The organism is Pseudonocardia alaniniphila, from assembly GCF_022524485.1.
Classification (GTDB): Bacteria; Actinomycetota; Actinomycetes; order Mycobacteriales; family Pseudonocardiaceae; genus Pseudonocardia; species Pseudonocardia alaniniphila.
The window spans coordinates 26,851-46,260 of the sequence record NZ_JAKXMK010000050.1 but is presented as its reverse complement, the minus strand read 5'-3'; the positions used below and the strand labels follow the sequence as shown (position 1 = coordinate 46,260).

Annotated in this window: 17 protein-coding genes and 1 tRNA gene; 8 read left to right on the top strand and 10 right to left on the bottom strand. The window is 71.1% G+C overall.

Going from position 1 to position 19,410, the window contains the following annotated elements; translation table 11 throughout:
* The first annotated feature begins 36 nt into the window (after positions 1-36).
* Positions 37-513 (top strand): cation:proton antiporter regulatory subunit, encoded by a 477-nt coding sequence (locus tag MMF94_RS39715; protein WP_241042654.1) that lies wholly within the window; start codon positions 37-39, stop codon positions 511-513.
* Positions 514-519: 6 nt separating this feature from the next.
* Positions 520-1,716, top strand: coding sequence for a cation:proton antiporter (locus tag MMF94_RS39710; protein WP_241042653.1), 1,197 nt, complete (start codon positions 520-522; stop codon positions 1,714-1,716).
* Between the two features lie 129 nt (positions 1,717-1,845).
* Here the strand turns inward: MMF94_RS39710 and rsmI are convergent, their stop codons facing one another.
* Positions 1,846-2,697, bottom strand: coding sequence for a 16S rRNA (cytidine(1402)-2'-O)-methyltransferase (gene rsmI, locus MMF94_RS39705; RefSeq protein ID WP_241042652.1), 852 nt, complete (start codon positions 2,695-2,697; stop codon positions 1,846-1,848).
* A 93-nt stretch (positions 2,698-2,790) separates the two neighbouring features.
* On the opposite strand from rsmI, the gene MMF94_RS39700 reads away from it, so the two are divergent.
* Positions 2,791-4,341, top strand: coding sequence for a dolichyl-phosphate-mannose--protein mannosyltransferase (locus MMF94_RS39700; RefSeq protein ID WP_379660379.1), 1,551 nt, complete (start codon positions 2,791-2,793; stop codon positions 4,339-4,341).
* A 33-nt stretch (positions 4,342-4,374) separates the two neighbouring features.
* Here the strand turns inward: MMF94_RS39700 and MMF94_RS39695 are convergent, their stop codons facing one another.
* On the bottom strand, positions 4,375-5,268 hold the full coding sequence (locus tag MMF94_RS39695) for an EamA family transporter (RefSeq protein ID WP_241042650.1): 894 nt from the start codon (positions 5,266-5,268) through the stop codon (positions 4,375-4,377).
* A 109-nt stretch (positions 5,269-5,377) separates the two neighbouring features.
* On the opposite strand from MMF94_RS39695, the gene MMF94_RS39690 reads away from it, so the two are divergent.
* Positions 5,378-6,013, top strand: a complete 636-nt coding sequence (locus MMF94_RS39690) for a helix-turn-helix domain-containing protein (RefSeq protein WP_241042649.1) — start codon at positions 5,378-5,380, stop codon at positions 6,011-6,013.
* 7 nt (positions 6,014-6,020) lie between these two features.
* Here the strand turns inward: MMF94_RS39690 and MMF94_RS39685 are convergent, their stop codons facing one another.
* The gene (locus MMF94_RS39685) at positions 6,021-6,587 is read right to left on the bottom strand and encodes a hypothetical protein (RefSeq protein WP_241042648.1); all 567 of its coding nucleotides are present in this window, start codon (positions 6,585-6,587) and stop codon (positions 6,021-6,023) included.
* A 131-nt stretch (positions 6,588-6,718) separates the two neighbouring features.
* Between MMF94_RS39685 and MMF94_RS39680 the strand changes: the two genes are divergently transcribed.
* Positions 6,719-8,257, top strand: a complete 1,539-nt coding sequence (locus MMF94_RS39680) for an acyl-CoA synthetase (RefSeq protein ID WP_241042647.1) — start codon at positions 6,719-6,721, stop codon at positions 8,255-8,257.
* A gap of 49 nt (positions 8,258-8,306) precedes the next feature.
* On the opposite strand, the gene MMF94_RS39675 is transcribed toward MMF94_RS39680, so the two are convergent.
* Positions 8,307-9,533, bottom strand: a complete 1,227-nt coding sequence (locus MMF94_RS39675; protein ID WP_241042646.1) for a cytochrome P450 — start codon at positions 9,531-9,533, stop codon at positions 8,307-8,309.
* A 203-nt stretch (positions 9,534-9,736) separates the two neighbouring features.
* Between MMF94_RS39675 and MMF94_RS39670 the strand changes: the two genes are divergently transcribed.
* Positions 9,737-12,865: an ATP-binding protein gene (locus MMF94_RS39670; protein WP_241042645.1), complete on the top strand. Its 3,129-nt coding sequence runs from the start codon at positions 9,737-9,739 to the stop codon at positions 12,863-12,865.
* A gap of 3 nt (positions 12,866-12,868) precedes the next feature.
* On the opposite strand, the gene MMF94_RS39665 is transcribed toward MMF94_RS39670, so the two are convergent.
* The 6 genes from MMF94_RS39665 to MMF94_RS39640 all read right to left on the bottom strand — a co-directional run bounded on the left by MMF94_RS39665 (position 12,869) and on the right by MMF94_RS39640 (position 18,250).
* Complete coding sequence (locus tag MMF94_RS39665; RefSeq protein ID WP_241042644.1) at positions 12,869-13,741, bottom strand: DUF4097 family beta strand repeat-containing protein; 873 nt, start codon at positions 13,739-13,741, stop codon at positions 12,869-12,871.
* A 193-nt stretch (positions 13,742-13,934) separates the two neighbouring features.
* Positions 13,935-14,010 (bottom strand) — tRNA-Ala (locus MMF94_RS39660).
* 43 nt (positions 14,011-14,053) lie between these two features.
* A complete protein-coding gene (gene sepX, locus MMF94_RS39655; protein ID WP_241042643.1) occupies positions 14,054-15,220 on the bottom strand; it encodes a divisome protein SepX/GlpR in 1,167 nt (388 codons plus the stop codon).
* Positions 15,221-15,429: 209 nt separating this feature from the next.
* Entirely contained in the window at positions 15,430-16,098 is a 669-nt protein-coding gene (locus MMF94_RS39650; protein ID WP_241042642.1) for a GNAT family N-acetyltransferase, read from the bottom strand.
* A gap of 7 nt (positions 16,099-16,105) precedes the next feature.
* Entirely contained in the window at positions 16,106-17,332 is a 1,227-nt protein-coding gene (gene glp / locus MMF94_RS39645; protein WP_241042641.1) for a molybdotransferase-like divisome protein Glp, read from the bottom strand.
* Positions 17,333-17,335: 3 nt separating this feature from the next.
* Positions 17,336-18,250, bottom strand: a complete 915-nt coding sequence (locus tag MMF94_RS39640; RefSeq protein ID WP_241042640.1) for a UTP--glucose-1-phosphate uridylyltransferase — start codon at positions 18,248-18,250, stop codon at positions 17,336-17,338.
* 36 nt (positions 18,251-18,286) lie between these two features.
* Between MMF94_RS39640 and MMF94_RS39635 the strand changes: the two genes are divergently transcribed.
* On the top strand, positions 18,287-18,919 hold the full coding sequence (locus tag MMF94_RS39635) for a 5-formyltetrahydrofolate cyclo-ligase (protein WP_241042639.1): 633 nt from the start codon (positions 18,287-18,289) through the stop codon (positions 18,917-18,919).
* Positions 18,920-18,989: 70 nt separating this feature from the next.
* Positions 18,990-19,328, top strand: coding sequence for an FmdB family zinc ribbon protein (locus tag MMF94_RS39630; protein ID WP_241042638.1), 339 nt, complete (start codon positions 18,990-18,992; stop codon positions 19,326-19,328).
* Positions 19,329-19,410: the final 82 nt, after the last annotated feature.

The following is a 19,410-nucleotide window of genomic DNA, read 5'->3' as shown; positions in this document are numbered from 1 at the left end:
CTCAGAGTAGCGGGCCGTTCCATTACCGTGGACATCGTGAACGTTGAGGTCACGCCACTGCCCGGGATCGGTGTGCGTAAGGACTTCGCCATCCGGGGCGGCAGACGGATCGGCGTGGTCACGCATCGGGACGGAAGGATCGAGCTGATCATCTCCAAGTCGGACGACCCCGACGCTTGTCTCGCCGAGCTGCCGCTCACCGTCGACGAGGCGAGTGCGCTGGCCAACCTGCTGGGCGCACCGCAGCTCGTCGCTCAGCTCACCGAGGAGCACCGCGACCTGCCCGGCATCCACACCCGCCAGATCCCCGTCGGCGCCCCGTTCGACGGACGCACGCTGGGCGACACCGCCCTGCGCACCCGCACCGGCGTCTCCGTCGTCGCCGTGATGCGGGCGGGCCAGGTCCACCCGAGCCCGACGCCGGACTTCACCCTGACCGCCGGGGACCTGATGGTCACCGTCGGCACGTCGGAGGGGCTCGACAACGCTGTCAAGATCCTCAAGCGGGGCTGATCGCGCGTGGACCACACCGCGCTCGAACTGATCGAGCTCGGCGCCGTGTTCTTGAGCCTGGGCATCCTGGGCAGGCTCGCCGGCCGGATCGGGCTGTCCCCCATCCCCCTCTACCTGCTCGGCGGGCTGTTCTTCGGCACCGGCGGCATCATTCCGCTGAGCGGCATCGAGGGCTTCACGTCGCTGGCAGGCGAGGTCGGAGTGGTCCTGCTGCTCCTGCTCCTCGGGCTCGAGTACTCGGCGGCCGAGCTCGTCACGGGCCTACGCCGGTCCTGGATGGGCGGCATTCTCGACATCGTCCTCAACGCCGCACCCGGCGCGGCTGTCGCGCTCGCGCTGGGCTGGGGTCCTGTCGGGGCGCTCGTGATGGGCGGCGTCACCTACATCTCCTCGTCGGGGATCATCGCGAAGGTCCTCTCCGACCTCGGCCGCCTCGGTAACCGCGAGACGCCCGTCGTGTTGTCGATCCTCGTGTTCGAAGACCTCGTGATGGCGCTCTACCTGCCGATCCTCACCGCGGTGCTGATCGGCGTGAGCCTCGCCGGCGGTCTCACCGCAGTCGGGATCTCGGTGGCGGTGCTCGCCGTCGTGCTCCTGGTGGCGCTGCGCTACGGCCGGTTCGTGTCCGCGCTCGTCGACTCCCCGGACCGTGAGGTCTTCCTGCTCAAGGTGCTCGGGGCCGCGCTGCTCGTGGCCGGTTTCGCCTCGGCGATGCAGGTCTCGGCGGCCGTCGGCGCGTTCTTGCTGGGCATCGCGATCTCGGGATCGACCGCGGAGAACGCCACCAAGCTGCTGGAGCCGCTGCGCGACCTGTTCGCCGCGGTGTTCTTCGTGGTGTTCGGGCTCAACACCGACCCCGCATCGATCCCCCCGGTGCTGGGCTGGGCGGTCGTTCTCGCCGTCGCCACCACGCTCACGAAGCTCGCCACCGGCTGGTGGGCCGCGAGTCGCGTGAAGATCGGCACGCTCGGCCGGGCGCGTGCCGGCGCCGCGCTGGTGGCACGCGGCGAGTTCTCGATCGTCATCGCGGGGCTGGCTGTCGGCTACGCGGCGGTGGACGAACAGCTCGCCGCCCTCGCCACCACGTACGTGCTGCTCATGGCCGTGATCGGCCCGGTGGCCGCGCGGGTGGTCGAGCCCGTCGTGCGCTGGGCACGTGCCAAGCGCCCGTCCACCGCGCCCGCCCCGTCCGCCGGCAACTGACCCTCCGCCCGACTGACCCTCCGCCCGACGACATGGTCACCTGACGCGCATCCGCCGACGTTCAGAACAGCGACACGTGACCATGTCGAGGCGGGGGTTCGGCGGGCCCGGAGCGCGCCTGGGCGGGACTCAGGAGCGGGCGGCGAGCGCGGCTGCGTAGAGCTCGCGCTTCGGCACTCCGGCCGCCTGCGCCACCGCTGCCACCGCGTCCTTGAGGCGCTCGCCGTCCGCCACCCGTTCCTCGACGGCATCGACCAGCGACTCGACGCTCGGTGCCGCCGACGGCGCTGCGCCTGCCAGCACGACCGTGATCTCCCCGCGCACCGGGCCCACGGCGGCCCACTCGGCGAGCTCCGAGAGCGGGCCGCGCAGCACCTCCTCATGGGCCTTGGTCAGCTCACGGCAGACGGCGGCGGCCCGCTCGGGTCCGAGGACACTGACCGCGTCCGCGAGCGTCTCCGCCAAGCGGTGCGGCGATTCGAAGAACACCGTCGCCCGCGGCTCGGCCACGAGCGTCGCGAGCCACCGTCGGCGCTCACCCGCGCGGCGCGGCGCGAAACCCTCGAAGCAGAACCGCTCGCACGGCAGCCCGGAGAGCACCAGCGCCGTCGTCACCGCGGACGGCCCCGGCAGGCACGTGACCGGCAGGTCCTCCGCGGCCGCGGCCGCGACCAGCCGGTAGCCGGGATCGGACACAGCAGGCATCCCCGCGTCCGTGACGACCAGCACGGTCCGCCCGGCCCGGACGTCGTCGAGCAGGCCGGGCAGGCGGCTGGCCTCGACGGCGTCGTAGTGGCTGATCACGCGGCCGGTCACGGTCACCCCGAGCGCGGCGGCCAGCGAACGCAGCCGTCGGGTGTCCTCGGCGGCCACCACGTCAGCCGTGCCGATCGCGACCCGCAGGCGCTCCGAGGCGTCACCCGCATCACCCAACGGGGTTGCCGCCAGCACCAGACGGCCGGACACCGGCTCAGCAGACATGGATCGCAGCCTACGATCGCCTTCGTGGCCACCCGCAGCGTCGACCGCACGCGAGGTGCCGGAGCCACCCGGGCCGCGGGGAGCGACGCCCCCATCGGCAACCGCCCCGTCGGGGACGCCCCGGCACCCGGGCTTCATCCCGCCGACCCCACGGTCCGGCTCGGCGCCCCGCCGCCGTCCGACCGGCTGCGCGGCTGGGCTGTCGCGATCGCGCTGGCGCTCATCGCGGGAGCGGTGCGCTTCGCAGGCCTGGGCCGCCCGACCGACGGCGGCACACCCGTTTTCGACGAGAAGCACTACGTGCCCCAGGCGTGGCAGATGCTGCGCAATGGCGGCGTCGAGGACAACCCCGGGTACGAGCTGGTGGTGCACCCGCCGCTGGGCAAGCAGCTCATCGCGCTCGGGGAGTACGCCTTCGGCTACGACGGGTTCGGCTGGCGGGTCTCTGCCGCACTGGCCGGCACCCTGATGGTGCTGCTGATCGTGCGCGCCGGGCGCAGGCTCACCCGCTCCACGCTGCTCGGCGGGATCGCGGGCGTGCTGTTGATCTGCGACGGGATGTCCCACGTGCAGTCGCGCATGGGGATGCTCGACGTGTTCTCGGCCCTGTTCGTGCTCGCCGCGTTCGCCACGCTCCTCTGCGACCGCGACGACGTGCGCGCCCGGATGGCGATCGTGATCGCCGAGGGCCGGGTGGGCGACTCCCCGTACGGTCCGCGGCTGGGCGTGCGCTGGTGGCGCCTCGCCACCGGCGTGCTTCTGGGGCTGGGCTGCGCGGTCAAGTGGTCGGGCGTGTACTGGCTCGCGGCGTTCGCGGTGCTCGCCCTCGTCTGGGACCTCACGGCCCGCCGCGCCGCCGGCGTCGAGCGTCCGTGGGTCGGCACGCTGCGACGCGATCTCGCGCCGGCCCTGTGGGCGCTCGCGCTGGTGCCGATACTCGCCTACCTCTCGGCCTGGTGGGCCTGGTTCGCGAGCGAGACCTCCGTCGACCGCTACGCCGTCGGCGAGAAGATCGGCCTCGGCGGCCCGTGGTCGTTCATCCCCGCCCCGCTGCGCGGGCTCTGGTACTACAGCAGCAAGGTGCTCGAGTTCCACGTCGGGCTCACCACGCAGGCCAGCGGGGTGCATCCGTGGGAGTCCAAGCCCTGGACGTGGCCGATGGGCCTGCGACCGATGCTCTACTACTACAGCTCCGGCAGCCAGATCACCGGATGCGGCGCCCCGACGTGCATCAGCGCCGTGATGCTGATCGGCACGCCCGCCTTGTGGTGGCCCGCGCTCGGCGTGCTCGCGGTGGCGCTGTGGCGCACCTTCACCAGCTTCGACTGGCGCTACGCCGCCGTGCTGGTGGGCTACGGGGCGGGCATCCTCCCGTGGTTCGCCGACATCAACCGGCAGATGTACTTCTTCTACATGACGCCGGTGGTGCCGTTCCTGATCTTCGGCACGGTGCTCGTCATGGGCGGGATCCTGGGCAAGTCGAACGCACCCCGGGAACGCCGCCAGACCGGGCTGCTCGTCGTCGGGCTCTGGGTGGGCGCGGTCGTCGCCAACTTCGTGTGGCTCTGGCCGATTCTCATCGGGCAGCCGATCACCCCGGAGATGTGGGACGCGCAGCTGTGGCTGCCGTCCTGGCGCGCGTGATGGTGCCGGGTCTCATTCACAACCCGGCGCCCGTCAGCCGACCGCCGCGAGCAACACGCTCGCTCCGAGGGCGAGCCCCGCGCTCGCGAGTTGCATACCGGTGAGCCGTTCGCGCAGCACCACGCGCGCCAGCAGCACCACCACCACCGGATAGAGCGACACGACCACGGCGCTGACTCCCAGGTCCCCGAGCCGGGCCGAGAGCAGGAACAGCACGTTCGCCATGGAGTCGAAGATCCCGCTGACGATCATCAGACCGACGGGCGACGGCGCAGGCGCCGGCACGGGCACCGGTGCGGCCGGACCGGCGAGCTCGGGCTGCAGCACGGCGCGACGCGTCCGCAGCGGCAACCGGTGCCGCAGCACGAGCGCGGTCACCAGCGTCAGCGAGGTGACTCGCCCGGCGAGCAGTGGCCAGAGCCCGGAGTCGTCGCTCGTCGCGCCCAGGCCGACGAAGAACAGGCCGAAGCCGACGCCCGCGGCGAGTCCGAGCAGGAGCCCGGTGGTCGCCGCGGCATCGCGGCGGGTGCCTGCCGTGGCCAGCAGGATGGCGACCAGCGCCACAACGATCGCGAGCACGGTGAGGGGTCCGAGACGTTCCCCGGAGAGCACGCCCGCCACGAGCGGGAGCCCGGCGCCGACCACGGAGGACAGGGGCGCGACCACTCCCATCGGCCCGACCGCGAGCGCCCGCAGGTAGAGCAGCAGCCCGGCGGTGCCTGCGATGCCCGCCAGCGCACCGAGCGCGAACGTGGTGACGGACGGCTGCCCGGGCAGGAGCCACAACGCCGGCAGCAGGACCAACAGACCGGCCGTCTGGGCCACCAGCGTGACGACGAGTACCGGTGCCCGTCGTGCGGCGAGTCCGCCGGCGAAGTCGCACACGCCGTAGGCGAGCGCCGCGGGGAACGCGACAGGGACGGACATCGCACCTCAGTTCACTAGAACGTACTCAACAGGACATCTCATTGGACGTTAGCTCTGAGGTTCGGGAAGTACAACCAAGTATCCGAGGAAGTACGGCACACTGACCTACATGCAGTCGCCAGAGGAGGTGGCCACCACCGTCGGCCGCAACGTCCGCGCGCTGCGCCAGCAGCGCCGGATGACCATCGACGCGCTCGCCGCCGCCGCGGGCGTGAGCCGTGGCACGGTGATCCAGATCGAGACGTCCCGCGGCAACCCGAGCATCGCCACGCTGGTGGGCCTGGCCGCAGCCTTGAGAGTGGGAGTCGCCTCCCTGGTGGACGGCGACTCCGAGCCGCGAATCGTCGTGCGCAGGGCAGCAGAGGCCGCCCGGCTGTGGGCCGGCGCCGCCGGCAGCAGCGCCGTGTTCCGGATCGGCACCGACCCGCCCGACGTCGTCGAACTGTGGGACTGGACGCTGCAACCGGGCGACAGCTTCGACGGCGAGGCGCACCCGATGGGCACGCGAGAGGTCCTCTCGGTGCTGTCCGGACACCTGGGCCTGCGCGTCGGCAACAGCGTGCAGCACCTGGATTCAGGCGACACCGTGCTCTTCGAGGCCCACGCCCCGCACCGCTACAGCAACGACGCTCCCGAGGACGGCGACGGCACGCCGGTGCGGTTCGTCATGGTCGTCCTGCAGCCCGGCGACGCCGGGCTCGTGCCACCCACGAGCATCGCGGAGGCCGAGATCCCGCTCGTGTGACCGCGGATCAGCAGCCGTCGGCCCGCAGCGGGCGGTGCACCGGGTCGACGGCGAGCGTCACCGCCTCGACCTCCGAGCGGTACAGGCACCCGCCGCTGGTACGCACCTCGACGGTGTCCGGGTCGACGAACCGCACCCCGCTGGGCGCAGGTGCCTGCTCGACCCCCTGGTACACCACCGACTCCTGCTCGAACGGCCCGCTGCCCGACCGGATCACCACCGCGTAGATGGGGTCGATGGCGTATGGCGCGCCCTCGACCACGACCAGGCGCCGCCCACCGTCGGCCACCTGCGACACCTCACGGTCGACGCCTGCCACCTGCGACGCCAGCCAGACCACGGTCACCCAGCCGAGAACTGCGACCGCGCCCAGAGCCAGCACGAGTGCGCGCCCGATGCCCCGGACGATGACGGCGAACGCGGCCGTCATCAGCAGGATCGCCACCAGCACCAAACCTGAGGTGAACCAGCGGGCGTGGCGGAGGTGGAACGGGTCCAACACGGCTAGTGCGGCGAGCCCGCCCACGATCACGGCGAGGACGGCGAGGATGACGGCACGGCGCAGTCTCGGCACCGCGGCATCGTGCCTGATTTCGCCGCCGACGGCCCGTCGGACGGCCCACCCGTGGCGGTGATCGGTGGCGACGGTAGCTTAGCGCCACAGACGGTCAGGATTGACTGTTCCCGCGTCCGAAGAGGAGCACGTTGTTCCCCGGAACGTTCGCCGCCCTCACCCCCGACAAGGCTGCCGTGGTCATGACGGACAGCGGGGCTGTTCTGACCTACGCCGAGCTCGACGAGCGCTCCACCCGGCTGGCGCGCGCGTTCCGCGATGCCGGCCTGCGCACGGGCGACGGCGACGCGCTCCTCGCCGAGAACACGGCCGAGTTCCACGTCGTGTACTGGGCGGCGATGCGCAGCGGGCTGTACTTCACCCCGATCGACCACCACCTGACGACGTCCGAGATCGCCTACATCGTGGACGACTGCGGGGCGACGGCACTCGTCGTCTCGGCGACGTTCCCCAGGGTCGCCGCCGAACTGCTCGATCACACACCGCGCGTCACGTTCCGGCTCGCCGTCGGCGGCCCGCTCCACGCGCACACCGAGGTTTCCGCCGCCATCGCCGCCGCCTCGCCGGAACCGCTCCCCGGCCAGCCGCGCGGTGCCGAGCTGCTCTACTCGTCCGGCACGACGGGCCGGCCGAAGGGCATCACCGTGCCCATGTCCGGCGAGCAGGTGGACCGGCACCGCAACCCGGTGCGCCGGCTGTTCGGCGACCCCTACGGCATCGACGCCGACACCGTCTACCTCTCCCCCGCCCCGCTGTACCACACCGCGCCCATGCGCTTCACCGGATTGGTGCACGAGGTCGGGGGCACCGTCGTCATCATGCCTCGCTTCGACGCGGCCGCCGCGCTGGAGGCCATCGAGCGCTTCCGCGTGACGCACAGCCAGTGGGTGCCCACGATGTTCGTCCGGATGCTCAAGCTCCCCGACGAGAAACGGCTCGCCCACGACCTGTCCTCGCACCGTGTCGCCGTCCACGCCGCGGCGCCGTGCGCGGTGGAGGTCAAGCGGAAGATGATCGAGTGGTGGGGCCCGATCCTCGAGGAGTACTACTCCGGGAGCGAAGGCCTCGGCCTCACGATGATCGACTCGGCGACATGGCCGCGCAGGCCGGGGTCGGTCGGGCGGGCGGTGCTCGGCGTGCTGCACGTGTGCGACGACCACGGCGACGAGCTACCGCCGGGCCAGGTCGGGCTCGTCTACTTCGAGCGGAACAACTTCCCGTTCGCCTACCAGAACGACCCCGAGCGAACGCGGCAGGCGCAGCACCCGCTGCACGACAACTGGGGCACCACCGGCGACATCGGGTACGTCGACGCGGACGGCTTCCTGTTCCTCACCGACCGCGCGGACTTCACGATCATCTCGGGCGGGGTGAACATCTACCCGCAGGAGGTGGAGGACGCGCTGACCCTCCACCCCGCGGTCCTCGACCTCGCGGTCTTCGGCCTGCCCGACCCCGACATGGGCGAGCAGGTGGTGGCCGTCGTCCAGCCCGCCCCCGGCATCGTCTCCGGGCCCCAGCTCGAACGAGAGCTGCTCACCTACCTGCGCGAGTGCATTGCGCACTACAAGGTGCCACGCCGGATCGACTTCGTCGACGAGCTCCCCCGGGCCGCCACCGGCAAGATGCGCAAGCACAAGCTGCGCGAGCAATACACACTGACACCCTGACGCCGACCGGCGTTTCCGGCTCGGCGGTGTTGCGCTCGGCCGTCGATTTCTACTGGGCCGTTTCCGTCCAGGTGACCGGCAGTTCGTGGACGCCGTAGATCCGCATGTTGGTCCTGAGTTTCACCTCGCCGGCGGGAATGGCGAGATGGAGGGTCGGGAAGCGGCGCAGCAGGCCGGCGAAACCGGCGCGCATCTCGATGCGGGCCAACTGCTGGCCGAGGCATTGGTGGATGCCGTGACCGAAGGACAGGTGACCGCGGGCCTCGCGGCGCACGTCCAGGGTGTCGGGGTTCTCGAAGCGCTCGGGGTCGCGGTTGGCGGCCAGCAGCGAGACGATGACGGTCGATCCCTTGCCGATTGTTTCGCCGCCGAATTCGATGTCGTCCACGGCGTAGCGAAAGAAGATGTCGGCAATGGACAGGTACCGCAGAAGTTCCTCGACGGCGCCGGGCATCAGATCAGGGTCGGCGCGCAGCTCAGCCAGCTGTTCGGGGTGCTCCAAGAGCGCGAAGGTGCCCAGACCCAGCATGTTGGCGGTGGTCTCGTGGCCCGCGAGCAGCAGCAGGAAGGCGACGCCGGTCAGTTCCTCGATGGTGAGGTCGTCATGGCGGGCCAGGTCGGACAGGATGTCCTCGCCGGGCTCGGCGCGTTTGCGCGTGACCAGCGCGGCGAGGTAGGTGGACAGTTCGGTGAACGCGGCGATCTTCTCCTCGAACGGCAATTCCGTGTTCAGGAACCTGGCGGTGTTGACCTGGAAGTTCTCCCGGTCCGTGTAGGGCACACCGAGCATTTCGCAGATCACCAGCGACGGCACCGGCAACGCGAACTCCTTGACCAGATCGACCGGCGGGGTGAGGCGCGCCAGTTCGTCCAGCTGCCGCTCGACGATGTCGATGATGTGCTCTTCGAGCTGCTTCATGCGCTTGACGGTGAAGGCACCGATGAGCTTCTTCCGCAGCCGGGTGTGGTCCGGCGGGTCCATGCTGATGAACAGGCCCGGCTGCTGCGGGGACGGTTCGGTGAATGTAGGCATGCCCGGGATCTCGTACGGCTCGTGGAGAACGCCGATGTCCTGGCGGGAGCTGAACCGGGTGTCGGCCATGAGCCGGCGGACCGCGTCGTAGCCGGTGACGATCCAGCCCTCGTGCCCGTCGGGGAAGACCATGGGGCTGACGGGGCGAGCCTCACGCAGCCGGGTGATCTGGCGGGGCGGGTCGAAGGGGCCCGCGTCGCGTTCGGTCAGGAGGCCGTGCGGAACGGGAACCGTGTGACTCATCGAATGTCCTCTCGTGGCGGCTGGTGTGACCACATTCGCCGACGGGCCTGACACACGACTGACACGGCTCTGACACCGGCCACGACCGAGTCGTGGGCTGTGGCGGGATCACCGCCCGGCGGTTCCGGAGGCCATTCCTGGACACCTTTCAGGCCGCGTCAGCAGTCGGAGACCGGCCCATCGCCCGTGGCAAGATCGGCCAGGTGCAGATCGGGATGCTCGGATCATTCGAGGTTCGCACGGATGACGGAATCCTCGCCGACGTGCCCGGCGCCCGGCTGCGCGCACTGTTGATCGCCCTCGCGCTCGAACCAGGTCACGTCGTCCCGAAGGCGACGCTCGTCGATTGGATCTGGGGTGAGCGCCCGCCCACCGACGCGGCGAATGCCTTGCAGCGCTTGGCGTCCCGGCTGCGGAAGGCGCTGCCGGACGGGGCGGTCGAGGGACAGCCGAACGGCTACCGGTTGACGGTGGGGCCCGACGCCGTCGACGCCGTGCGGTTCGAACGCCTCGTCGGCCAGGCCCGCAACGAGGACGATCCACGGCTGTTGCGTGAGGCCCTCGGATTGTGGCGCGGTGCGGCCATGCAGGACGTCGGTCTGCAGGACAGTGCAGCGTTCGACGCGGCGGTCACCCGGCTCGAGGGGCTACGCCTGGCGGCCATGGAGGATCAGTTCGATGCGGAGATCAGCCTCGGCCACGGCGCGAAGCTGGTCACGGAACTGACCGACTTGGTGGCCGCGCACCCGGTGCGGGAACGGCTCGTCGCCGCGTTGATGCGTGCCCTCGTCGCGACCGGTCGCGACACCGAGGCGCTGCTCGTGTACCAGCGCACGAGGGAAACCCTGGCCGACACGCTGGGCGTCGACCCCTCACCGGAGCTGTCGGCGTTGCACGTCGCGCTGCTGCGGGGCGAGTTGGGACGGCGGGAGGAGAACCGGAAGACCAACCTGCGGGCCGAGCTGACCAGCTACGTCGGCAAGGACGCCGATGTCACCGCGGTCCGCGACCTCATCGCCGGACATCGGCTCACCACCCTGACCGGGCCGGGCGGCTCGGGGAAGACCAGGCTGGCCACGGAGACCGCGCGCACGCTGCTCGGCGACCTTCCGGACGGGGTCTGGCTGGTGGAACTCGCAGCCATCGGCTCGGACGGCGACGTGGCGCAGTCGACGCTCGCCGCGCTCGGCCTCCGGGATGCTCTGCTCGGCGGCGCACCGAACACGGTGCTGACGGACCGGCTCATCGCCGCGATCCGGGATCGGGAGGCGCTGCTGATCCTGGACAACTGCGAGCACGTGATCGATTCGGCGGCGGCCTTCGCCCATCGGGTGCTCGGCGAGTGCCGACGGCTGCGGATCCTGGCGACGAGCAGGGAACCGCTCGGCATCACCGGTGAGGCACTGTGGCTGGTCGAGCCGCTGGCCTTGCCGGAGGCGGACGCCGGCCCCGGCGAGATCGAGTCCTCTCCGGCCGTCCGGCTGCTGCGGGACCGGGCGGGTGCGGCGCGCAAGGATCTCGCGGTCGACGACCACACGCTGTCGACGATGGTGCGCGTCTGCCGGACGCTCGACGGGATGCCGCTGGCGATCGAACTGGCCGCAGCCAGTTTGCGCACCATGTCCATCGATCAGCTCGCCCACCGGCTCGACGATCGGTTCCGCGTGCTCACCAGCGGTAGCCGTACCGCGTTGCCGCGGCACAAGACGCTGCGCGCGGTGGTCGACTGGAGCTGGGAGTTGCTCACCGACGCCGAACGGATGGTCCTGCGCAGGCTCTCCGTGTTCTCCGGCGGCGCGAGCCTGGAAGCGGCCGAGCGGGTCTGCGCAGGCGATGCGGTCGAGGCGGAGCAGGTACTCGAGTTGCTGACCGCGCTGGCCGAGAAGTCGCTGCTGCTCACCGAGGCCGACGGCGCACCGCGCTACCGGATGCTCGGCACGATCAAGGAGTACGCCCGCCGGCGGCTCGCGGAGGCGGGGGAATCGGATCTGGCGCGCCAGGCGCACCTCGCGTACTTCACCGAACTCGGCGAGGCCGCCGAGCCACATCTGCGCCGCGCCGAGCAATTGGAATGGCTCGCCACGCTCGAGGCCGAGCACGACAACATCAGCGCCGCGATGCGCGGTGCGCTCGCGGCCGGTGAGGCGCAGGGGGCGATGCGGCTCGCGGCAGCCGCCGGCTGGTACTGGTGGCTCGGCGGGCGCCGGGCCGAAGGCATCGAGCTGATGATCGCCGCCACCGACATCCCCGGCGAGGTGAGCGATGACGTCCGGGCCATGACGTACGCGATGGTGGTGCTCTTCGTGACCTCCGGGCCGGGCGGCGAGCACCAGGGCGCGGAATGGATCCACAAGGCGTACCGGTTCGGGCGGCTCAGTCAGCACCATAACCCGGTGTTGGACCTGGTGATCCCGCTCGAACACATGCTGCAGGCTCCGGACTCGTCAGTGTCTGCGTTCGAGTCGTTGCTGGACAGCGAAGACCCCTGGGTACGCGCACTGGCCCGCTGGCAGGTCGGCAAGATGCTGATCATGATCGGGCAGGGCGCGCAGGACGCGGAAACGCACCTGGAGGTGGCCCTCGCCGAGTTCCGGGCGCTCGGCGAACGGTTCGGGATTGCGATAGCCCTCTCCGAGCTGGGTGACCACCTCGCCAAGCGTGGCGAGTTCGCCGATGCCTGCGATCGTTACGAACAGGCCGTCGCGGTCGTCTCCGAGGTCGGTGCCATCGAAGACGTCATCAGCCTGCGGGCCAGGCAGGCCCTGCTGTACTGGCTCGACGACGACCGGGACTCCAGCGCGGACGCCATCGCCGAGGCCGAGCGGATCGCCGAAGGTGTCACCTGGCCGTACGCGCTGGTCGAGGTGGCGCGCGCCAAGGCGGAGCTCGCTCGCTGGGGCGGTGACGTCGAGGGGGCCCGCCATCAACTCGGCCTCGCGACCGTCCTTCTGGGCGACGACGCAGCGGAGCCGACCATCCGCGCGGGGATACACGACGTGCTCGGCTACCTCGCCGGCGATCTCCGTGAGGCCCGTACCCACCGCATCGCAGCCTGGCAGGCGGCGACCGAGGCGGGACATGCCTTCTTGATCGCCCAGATCCTCGTCGGGATCGCGGACCTGGCGGATCGTCTCGGCCTGTACGACCAGGCGGCGCGGTTGCTCGCGGCAGCCGTCGGCGTACGCGGCCTGCCGGATCGCTCCCGCCCGGACGCGGCCAGGATCGAACGGGACGCGCGGCGTCACCTCGGCGAAGTACGGTTCGCCGAGGTGACGCGGGAGGGTGCGCAGGCGAGCTGGTCCGAGCTGGTCGAGGTCACGCTCGCGTCGTGAGGGTCAGCTCGCTGCGCGCTGGATGATGATGTCGCCGTGCCGCGTGCGGGCGTGGACCATGACCTTGTCGTCCGACGGGCCGGCATCTCCCTGCGAGATGAAGTTGTGCACCGCCCCTCGATCACTGTTGGCGTCGATGCAGGCAGCGGCGCCCTCGCTGATGCCGACCTCGATGTCTCCCGAGCCGCTGATCAGCTTCGCCCGGCCGTGCGTCATCCGGCCGATCCGAATCGCACCGCCGGCCTGCGTGGCGGTGACGCTGCCGTCGGCGCAGTCGATCTCGAAGTCGCAGCTGCTGCTGCTGAGATCGAGGTCGGCGCAGGCGTGGCCGATCCAGACCTGCCCGCCCGAGGTGGAGCACCCGACCGTGCCCTCGACCTCGCCGATGCGCATCGCGATCGCCCCGCCGTCGATGTCGGCACGCCCGGAGACGTGGCCGATCGTGACCTCACCGGACGCGATGCTCGCCTGCAGCGCGTCGACGCGATCCAGCTGGACCTGACCCGATGCCATGTGCAGTTCGCACTCGCCGAACGAGCCGTCGGCGTGCACGGCCGAGTACGCCAGATACGTAGCCAGGTCGGAGCCGGCGGGCAGGGCGATCGTGATGGCGACGGACCCGTTCTTTCTCCCGGAGACGGTCGTCTTGATCGACAGCCGACCGTCGGCGAACTCGACCTTGGTCCTGTCGGCCACCTTGACATCCGACCGGTTCGCCTCGTCGATGGGCTCGACCAGCACCACGGTGTCGGTCCGGTCGCTCGCGGTGACCCGCACCTGCGCTCCGGCGACCTCCACGGTCGCGGCGATGGGGCCCGGCGTGGCGAACTCGAAGGGCTTGCGAAGTGACGAAGCTGCAATCGCTGAAGTTGTCATGCGACTACTGTCATCGGCCGGCCTGACACCGACCTGACACGACTCCTGACACCGCTCCTGACACGGCGGGCGCCGCCTACCGAGGACCGCCTGATCCGAACGACACCACAGCAAAAACCCTCTCGCTCGTGTTGTGAGCGAGAGGGTTGCTCTGCGTCCGAAACCGCAGGTGAGAACGCGAGAATCGAATTCGTGGTGGAGCTGAGGGGAATCGAACCCCTGACCTACTCGATGCGAACGAGTCGCGCTACCAACTGCGCCACAGCCCCGGCGTCCGTCGTTCCCGCCGGACGTTGGAAGCCTACCAGTCGGTCATTCGCCCACCGCATGCCGGTAGTCACGTCGGGCCGGGCCGGCGAGATCGTGCAGCTCGGGGTCGTCCTCGGTCGCCTCGACCAGTGCCGTGCCCGCAGGGAGCGGCGGAGGCGGAGCCGGGCGCAACCGGGGCAGTGCGGGCTCGCCCTCCACGGCGTCGGCCGATGACTCACTGCGCACCCGCTCCCGCCGTTCGCGGCCGTGGTCGTCGTCGTGATCGTGGTCGTCGTGATCAGCGTCGTCGTCGTGATCGGCGTCGTAGCCGTCGACCTCGTAGCCCTCGTCGTCGTAGTCGTCCTCGTCGTACCGGTCGTCTGCCGGCCTACGGGTGGCGTCGCGGCCCCGGCGGGCCCACTCGTCGAGGTCGGGGTCATCGGCCGCACGCGGACGCCGCGTACCCGCCATCCGCGAGGCGCGGCGCTCCCGGATCGCCTCCTCCAGCCGCACCTGGCGGCGCAGGTAGATCAGGTACCCGACGAGTAGGACGTCGACGGCGCCGTGCAGCCACCAGGCGCTGGGAACGGCGATCGCCGCGATCACTCCACTGAGGATCGCCACGATCAGCATCGAGAGCACGACCCGCTGCCGGAAGGCGTAGCGGGCCTTGGCGGCGACCGCGGCGGCCTCGGGGTCGAACCCACCACGACCGGGCCGGTACCGCGGCGGCGGGCGCTCCCACCCGTCGTCGTCGTGGACTCCGGGGTCGTCGTGGACTCCGGGGTCGTCGTCCGCCTCATGGTCGTCGCGGGCCTCGGGGCCGTCGTAGTCGTCGGCCTCGTCGTCGTCGAGGCGGTCGTCCCGGTCGTCGCTGTAGGCCTCGCCGTGCCGGTCACCGTCTCTGTCGTCGCTCACGCCGGCGTGCCGGTCGTCCCGGTCGTCCCGGTCGTCGATGTCGTCGTGGTCGTTCCGGTCGTCGCGGTCGTCGTGGTCGGTCCGAGTCGCCGTGGGGTGCCCCTCGTCCACCTGGTCCACGTCCTCGTCCACGTCCACCTCCAGTTCGCTGTCCACATCCGGACCATGTCGCCGCCGAGGCCGCTCGAGAACGCGGCCGGATAGCGCCGCCACGGTCGGGCGCGCCACCTCCTGACGGTGCCGGGCGATCGCGGGGACGAGGATCAGCAACCACAGGACGACCAGGCTCGCGAAAATCATCGAGCTCGGCACGGCTGCTTCCTCCCCACGGCGCAGTCCGGTTGCGACCCCGGTCTCCCCGGCCGGAATCACACCCCAAACGGCAACGGTAGTGAGCGAGAGCGGGCGACGGGCGGCGACGCGCCGTAAGGGATGACATCACTGCTGAGCAGGAGGTGATCGCTGTGACAGCTGTGACTATTGTGAGGTGGGAAACCGACGGGAATGGTCGCGGAGTGTGGTCAGACCCTTTCGGCCCGGCCCTCCATCACGAGCCGGGTGGTCAGGCCGCCCGTCTTCTCGAGATCCTCCACCGTGAGCGCGTAGCAATAGTGGTCGCGCCATGCGCTGTCGACGTCGAGGTAGCGCCGGAACAGCCCTTCCTTGCGGAAACCCAACTTCGACAGCACGCGGATACTCGCGAGATTCTCCGGCCGCACGGTCGCTTCCAGCCGGTGCAGCCCGACCCGGCCGAAGCAGTGGTCCACCACGAGTGCCACCGCGGCCGTGGTGACACCGCGGCCGGCCACGGAGGAGTCGACCCAGTAGCCCACGTAGGCCGAGAGCAGCGGCTCGCGCACGATGTTGCCGACCATCACCTGCCCGACGAACCGCCCGTCGAGGGTGATCGCGAACGGCAGCACGGCCCCCCTCCGACCGGCCCCGCGCAGCTGCAACCACCGCGCAGGCCACTCGCTCGCGGCGTGCCGCTGGGCCCATCCGCCCGGCATGCTGGGTTCCCACGGTGCGAGATATTGCTCGTCGCGGATCCGGATCGCCGACCACGTCCTGCCGTCGCGGAGACGCACAGGCCGCAGCGCCACCACACCGGCAGAGACCCGGAGGCCCCCGAGCGAGGCAGGCCAACCGGGGTGGCGCCCCGCGATCGGCGCCGGGTAGGCATGGGCCATCGCCGACTCAGGCGGGGGCCGGCAGGAACGCCACGCTGACCACCTCGTCCACTGTGGCCTCAGTGACGTTCTCCGGCAAGACGATCAACCCGTTGGCCTCGGAGATCGAGGACAGCAGGTGCGTTCCGGACGTGCCGAGCGGCTGCACGAGGTACTCGCCGGTGGCCTGCTCGCGCAGCAACCGGCCGCGCAGGTAGCCACGGCGCCCCGATGGGGAGCTGACGGGCGAGGTGAGCCGTGCCGAGAGCAGACGCCGGTGCGGGTCGGTACGGCCGAGCGCGAGGCGCAGCAGCGGGCGCACCAGCACCTCGAAGAGCAGCAGCGCGGTGGCCGGGTACGACGGGAACAGGAAGGTCGGAACGCCCTCGGGGCCCAGCCGGCCGAACCCCTGGGAGGAACCGGGATGCATCGCGACGCGGGTGGTGTCCAGCTCTCCGAGATCGGCGAACGCGGCGTGCACCTCGGCACCCGCGCTGCCGCCGACCGCCCCGCACACGACGATGACGTCGCTGAACGGCAGCCGGCCCTGGATGGCCGCGGTGATCTCGCGGGCGTCGCCGCGGACGAGACCGGCCCGCGACGTCTCCGCCCCGGCCTCGCGGGCGGCCGCGGTGAGTGCGTGGGAGCACACGTCGGCCACCTGCCCGGCGCCCGGGGTGCGGGCCAGGTCCACGAGCTCGTCGCCCACGGAGATCACCGAGACCCGCGGCTTGGGGTGCACGAGCACCTTGTCGCGCCCGGCGGCGGCGAGCAGGGCGACCTGGGCCGCTCCGATCACCGCGTCCCGGCGCACGGCGACGTCACCGGGCTGAACGTCCTCCCCGATCCGTCGCACGAACGCGGCCGACGGCACGCCCTGGTGCACGGTGAGGCGGGCGCTCCCCGCGTCGGTGTAGCCGACCGGGACGACCGCGTCGGCCAGTGTGGGCAACGGCGCCCCCGCCGTGACCCGCACGGCCTGCCTCGGCTGCAGACGCAGCGGCTGCCGCGACCCGGCCGGGATCTCTCCCACCACGGGCAGGGTGACCGGTGCCATCTCGGTCGCACCGGCCAGGTCGACGCTGCGCACGGCGTAGCCGTCGATCGCCGCCTGGTCGAAGCCGGGCAGCGGCCGTGCCGTGACGACCTCCTCCGCGCACCGCAGCCCGTGCGCCTCGGAGATCGCCACCCGGACGGGCGCCGGCTTGACCGCACTGGCCAGCACCCGCTCGAGCTGCTCGTCGACCGATCGCACGGGTCAGCCGTTCAGGCGTGCAGCCAGCCAGGCGCGCAGGTCGGGACCGTAGTCCGGATCCTCCAGCGCGAAGTCCACGAACGCCCGCGCGTAGCCGCCCGGGTTGCCAAGGTCATGCCGTCCCCCTCGATGAACCACCACGTGAACAGGGTGCCCTTCGGAGATCAGCAGCGCGACGGCGTCGGTGAGTTGAAGCTCACCCCCTGCACCCGGCGTGATCCGGTCGAGCGCGTCGAAGATCTTCCGGTCCAACAAGTACCGTCCGGCGGCAGCGAAGGTCGAGGGCGCCTCGTCCGGTGCCGGCTTCTCGACCATCCCGTGCACGCGTTTGACGTCGTCATCGGCGGTGTCGGTGACCTCGAACACGCCGTAGGCAGCGATCTGCTCGCGCGGGACGTCGAACGCACACAGCACACTGCCCCCGTGCTGCTCGCGCACCTTCGCCATCTTCGCGAGCACGCCCGTGGGCAGGACCAGGTCGTCGGGCAGCAGGACGGCGAAGGCCTCCTCGTCGTCACCGATCGCGTCGCGTGCGCAGCCGACCGCGTGGCCTAGGCCCTTCGGCTCGTCCTGCGTGACGGTGCGCACGGTGATCAGCTCGTGGGCGCGGCGGACCTTCGCGATCAGGTTCTCCTTGCCCCGGGCCTGGAGCTCCTTCTCCAGCTCGGAGGAGTCGGCGAAGTGGGCCGCGATCGCGTCCTTGCCGGGGGACGTGACGATCAGCAGCTGCTCGGCCCCTGCCTCGGCCGCCTCCGCCGCCACCAGCTCGATGCCCGGGGTGTCGACGACCGGCAGCAGTTCCTTGGGGACGGTCTTGGTCGTGGGCAGGAATCGGGTGCCCAGACCCGCGGCCGGAACCACGGCCGAGCGAAACGGCCGAGCCGCTTGTGCCGATGGTTCGGTCGAAGCCTCTCTCATGGTCGGCGAGCCTATCGGCGCCGGTAGCGTGGCCGCGTGACGGCACGCGCGAATCGGACCGAACGGGCGGTCGTCGCCGCGAAGGTGAAGTGGCGGGCCCGCCTCCTCGCCGCGCGCCGGGCCATCCCGCCCCACGTGCGGTCAGAACGGGCGGTGGCGCTGGCGCGCAGCGCGGTGGACCTGGCCGCCACCACCGGTGGACCCGTGTGCGCCTACCTCCCGGTGGGCATCGAACCGGGCTCACCCGAGCTGGTGGCGGCCCTGCACGCCGCAGGCCACGAGGTGCTGCTGCCGGTCGTGCCCGCAGTGCCCGGTCCGCTCGACTGGGCCCGGTACGACGGCCCCGGAGCCACCGCGGCAGGCCCGCTCGGACTACAGGAGCCGACCGGGCCGCGGCTCGGCCCGGCCGCCGTGGCCACGGCCCGCCTGATACTGGTTCCCGCGCTGGCCGCCGACCGCAGTGGCCGCAGGCTGGGCAGGGGAGGCGGCTACTACGACCGCACCCTCCCGCTGGTGGCCGATGACGTGCCGCTGGTGGTGGTGCTCAACGACGACGAGCTCGTGGACGAGTTGCCTGCCGAGCCGCACGACCGGCGGGTGACCGCCGCGCTCCTCGCTGATGCCGGTCACACTCCGCTGAGAGGCGATCCTCTCGGGAACAGGAGCTGATCCCCGCAGGTTATGCTGGCACTCAGTGCGTTCGAGTGCCAGCTCGTCCAGTGCCAGTCCGGAGGGACACGTGCCGACCTACCAGTACGCCTGCACCGCCTGCGACCACAGGTTCGACGCGGTGCAGTCTTTCAGCGACCCCTCGCTGACCGATTGCCCCGTGTGTTCCGGGCGCCTGCGCAAGGTGTTCTCGTCCGTCGGCATCGTGTTCAAGGGCAGCGGGTTCTACCGCACCGACAGCCGTTCGGGCGCCACGGTGCCCGAGACCAAGACCGAGACGAAGAGCGAGAGCAAGTCCGAGTCCAACGGCTCGGCCTCGTCGTCGAGCAGCAGCAAGGAGAGCTCCTCGAGCACCTCCTCGTCGACCAGCTCCTCGTCCAGCAGCACGCCCGCCGCAGCCGCGTCCTGACCTTCGGGGCAGGGTTGTCCACATCCCTGCCCGGTTGTCCACAGGACCGGTGATCGCCCCGTCGTGAGGGCCTGCGCGACCT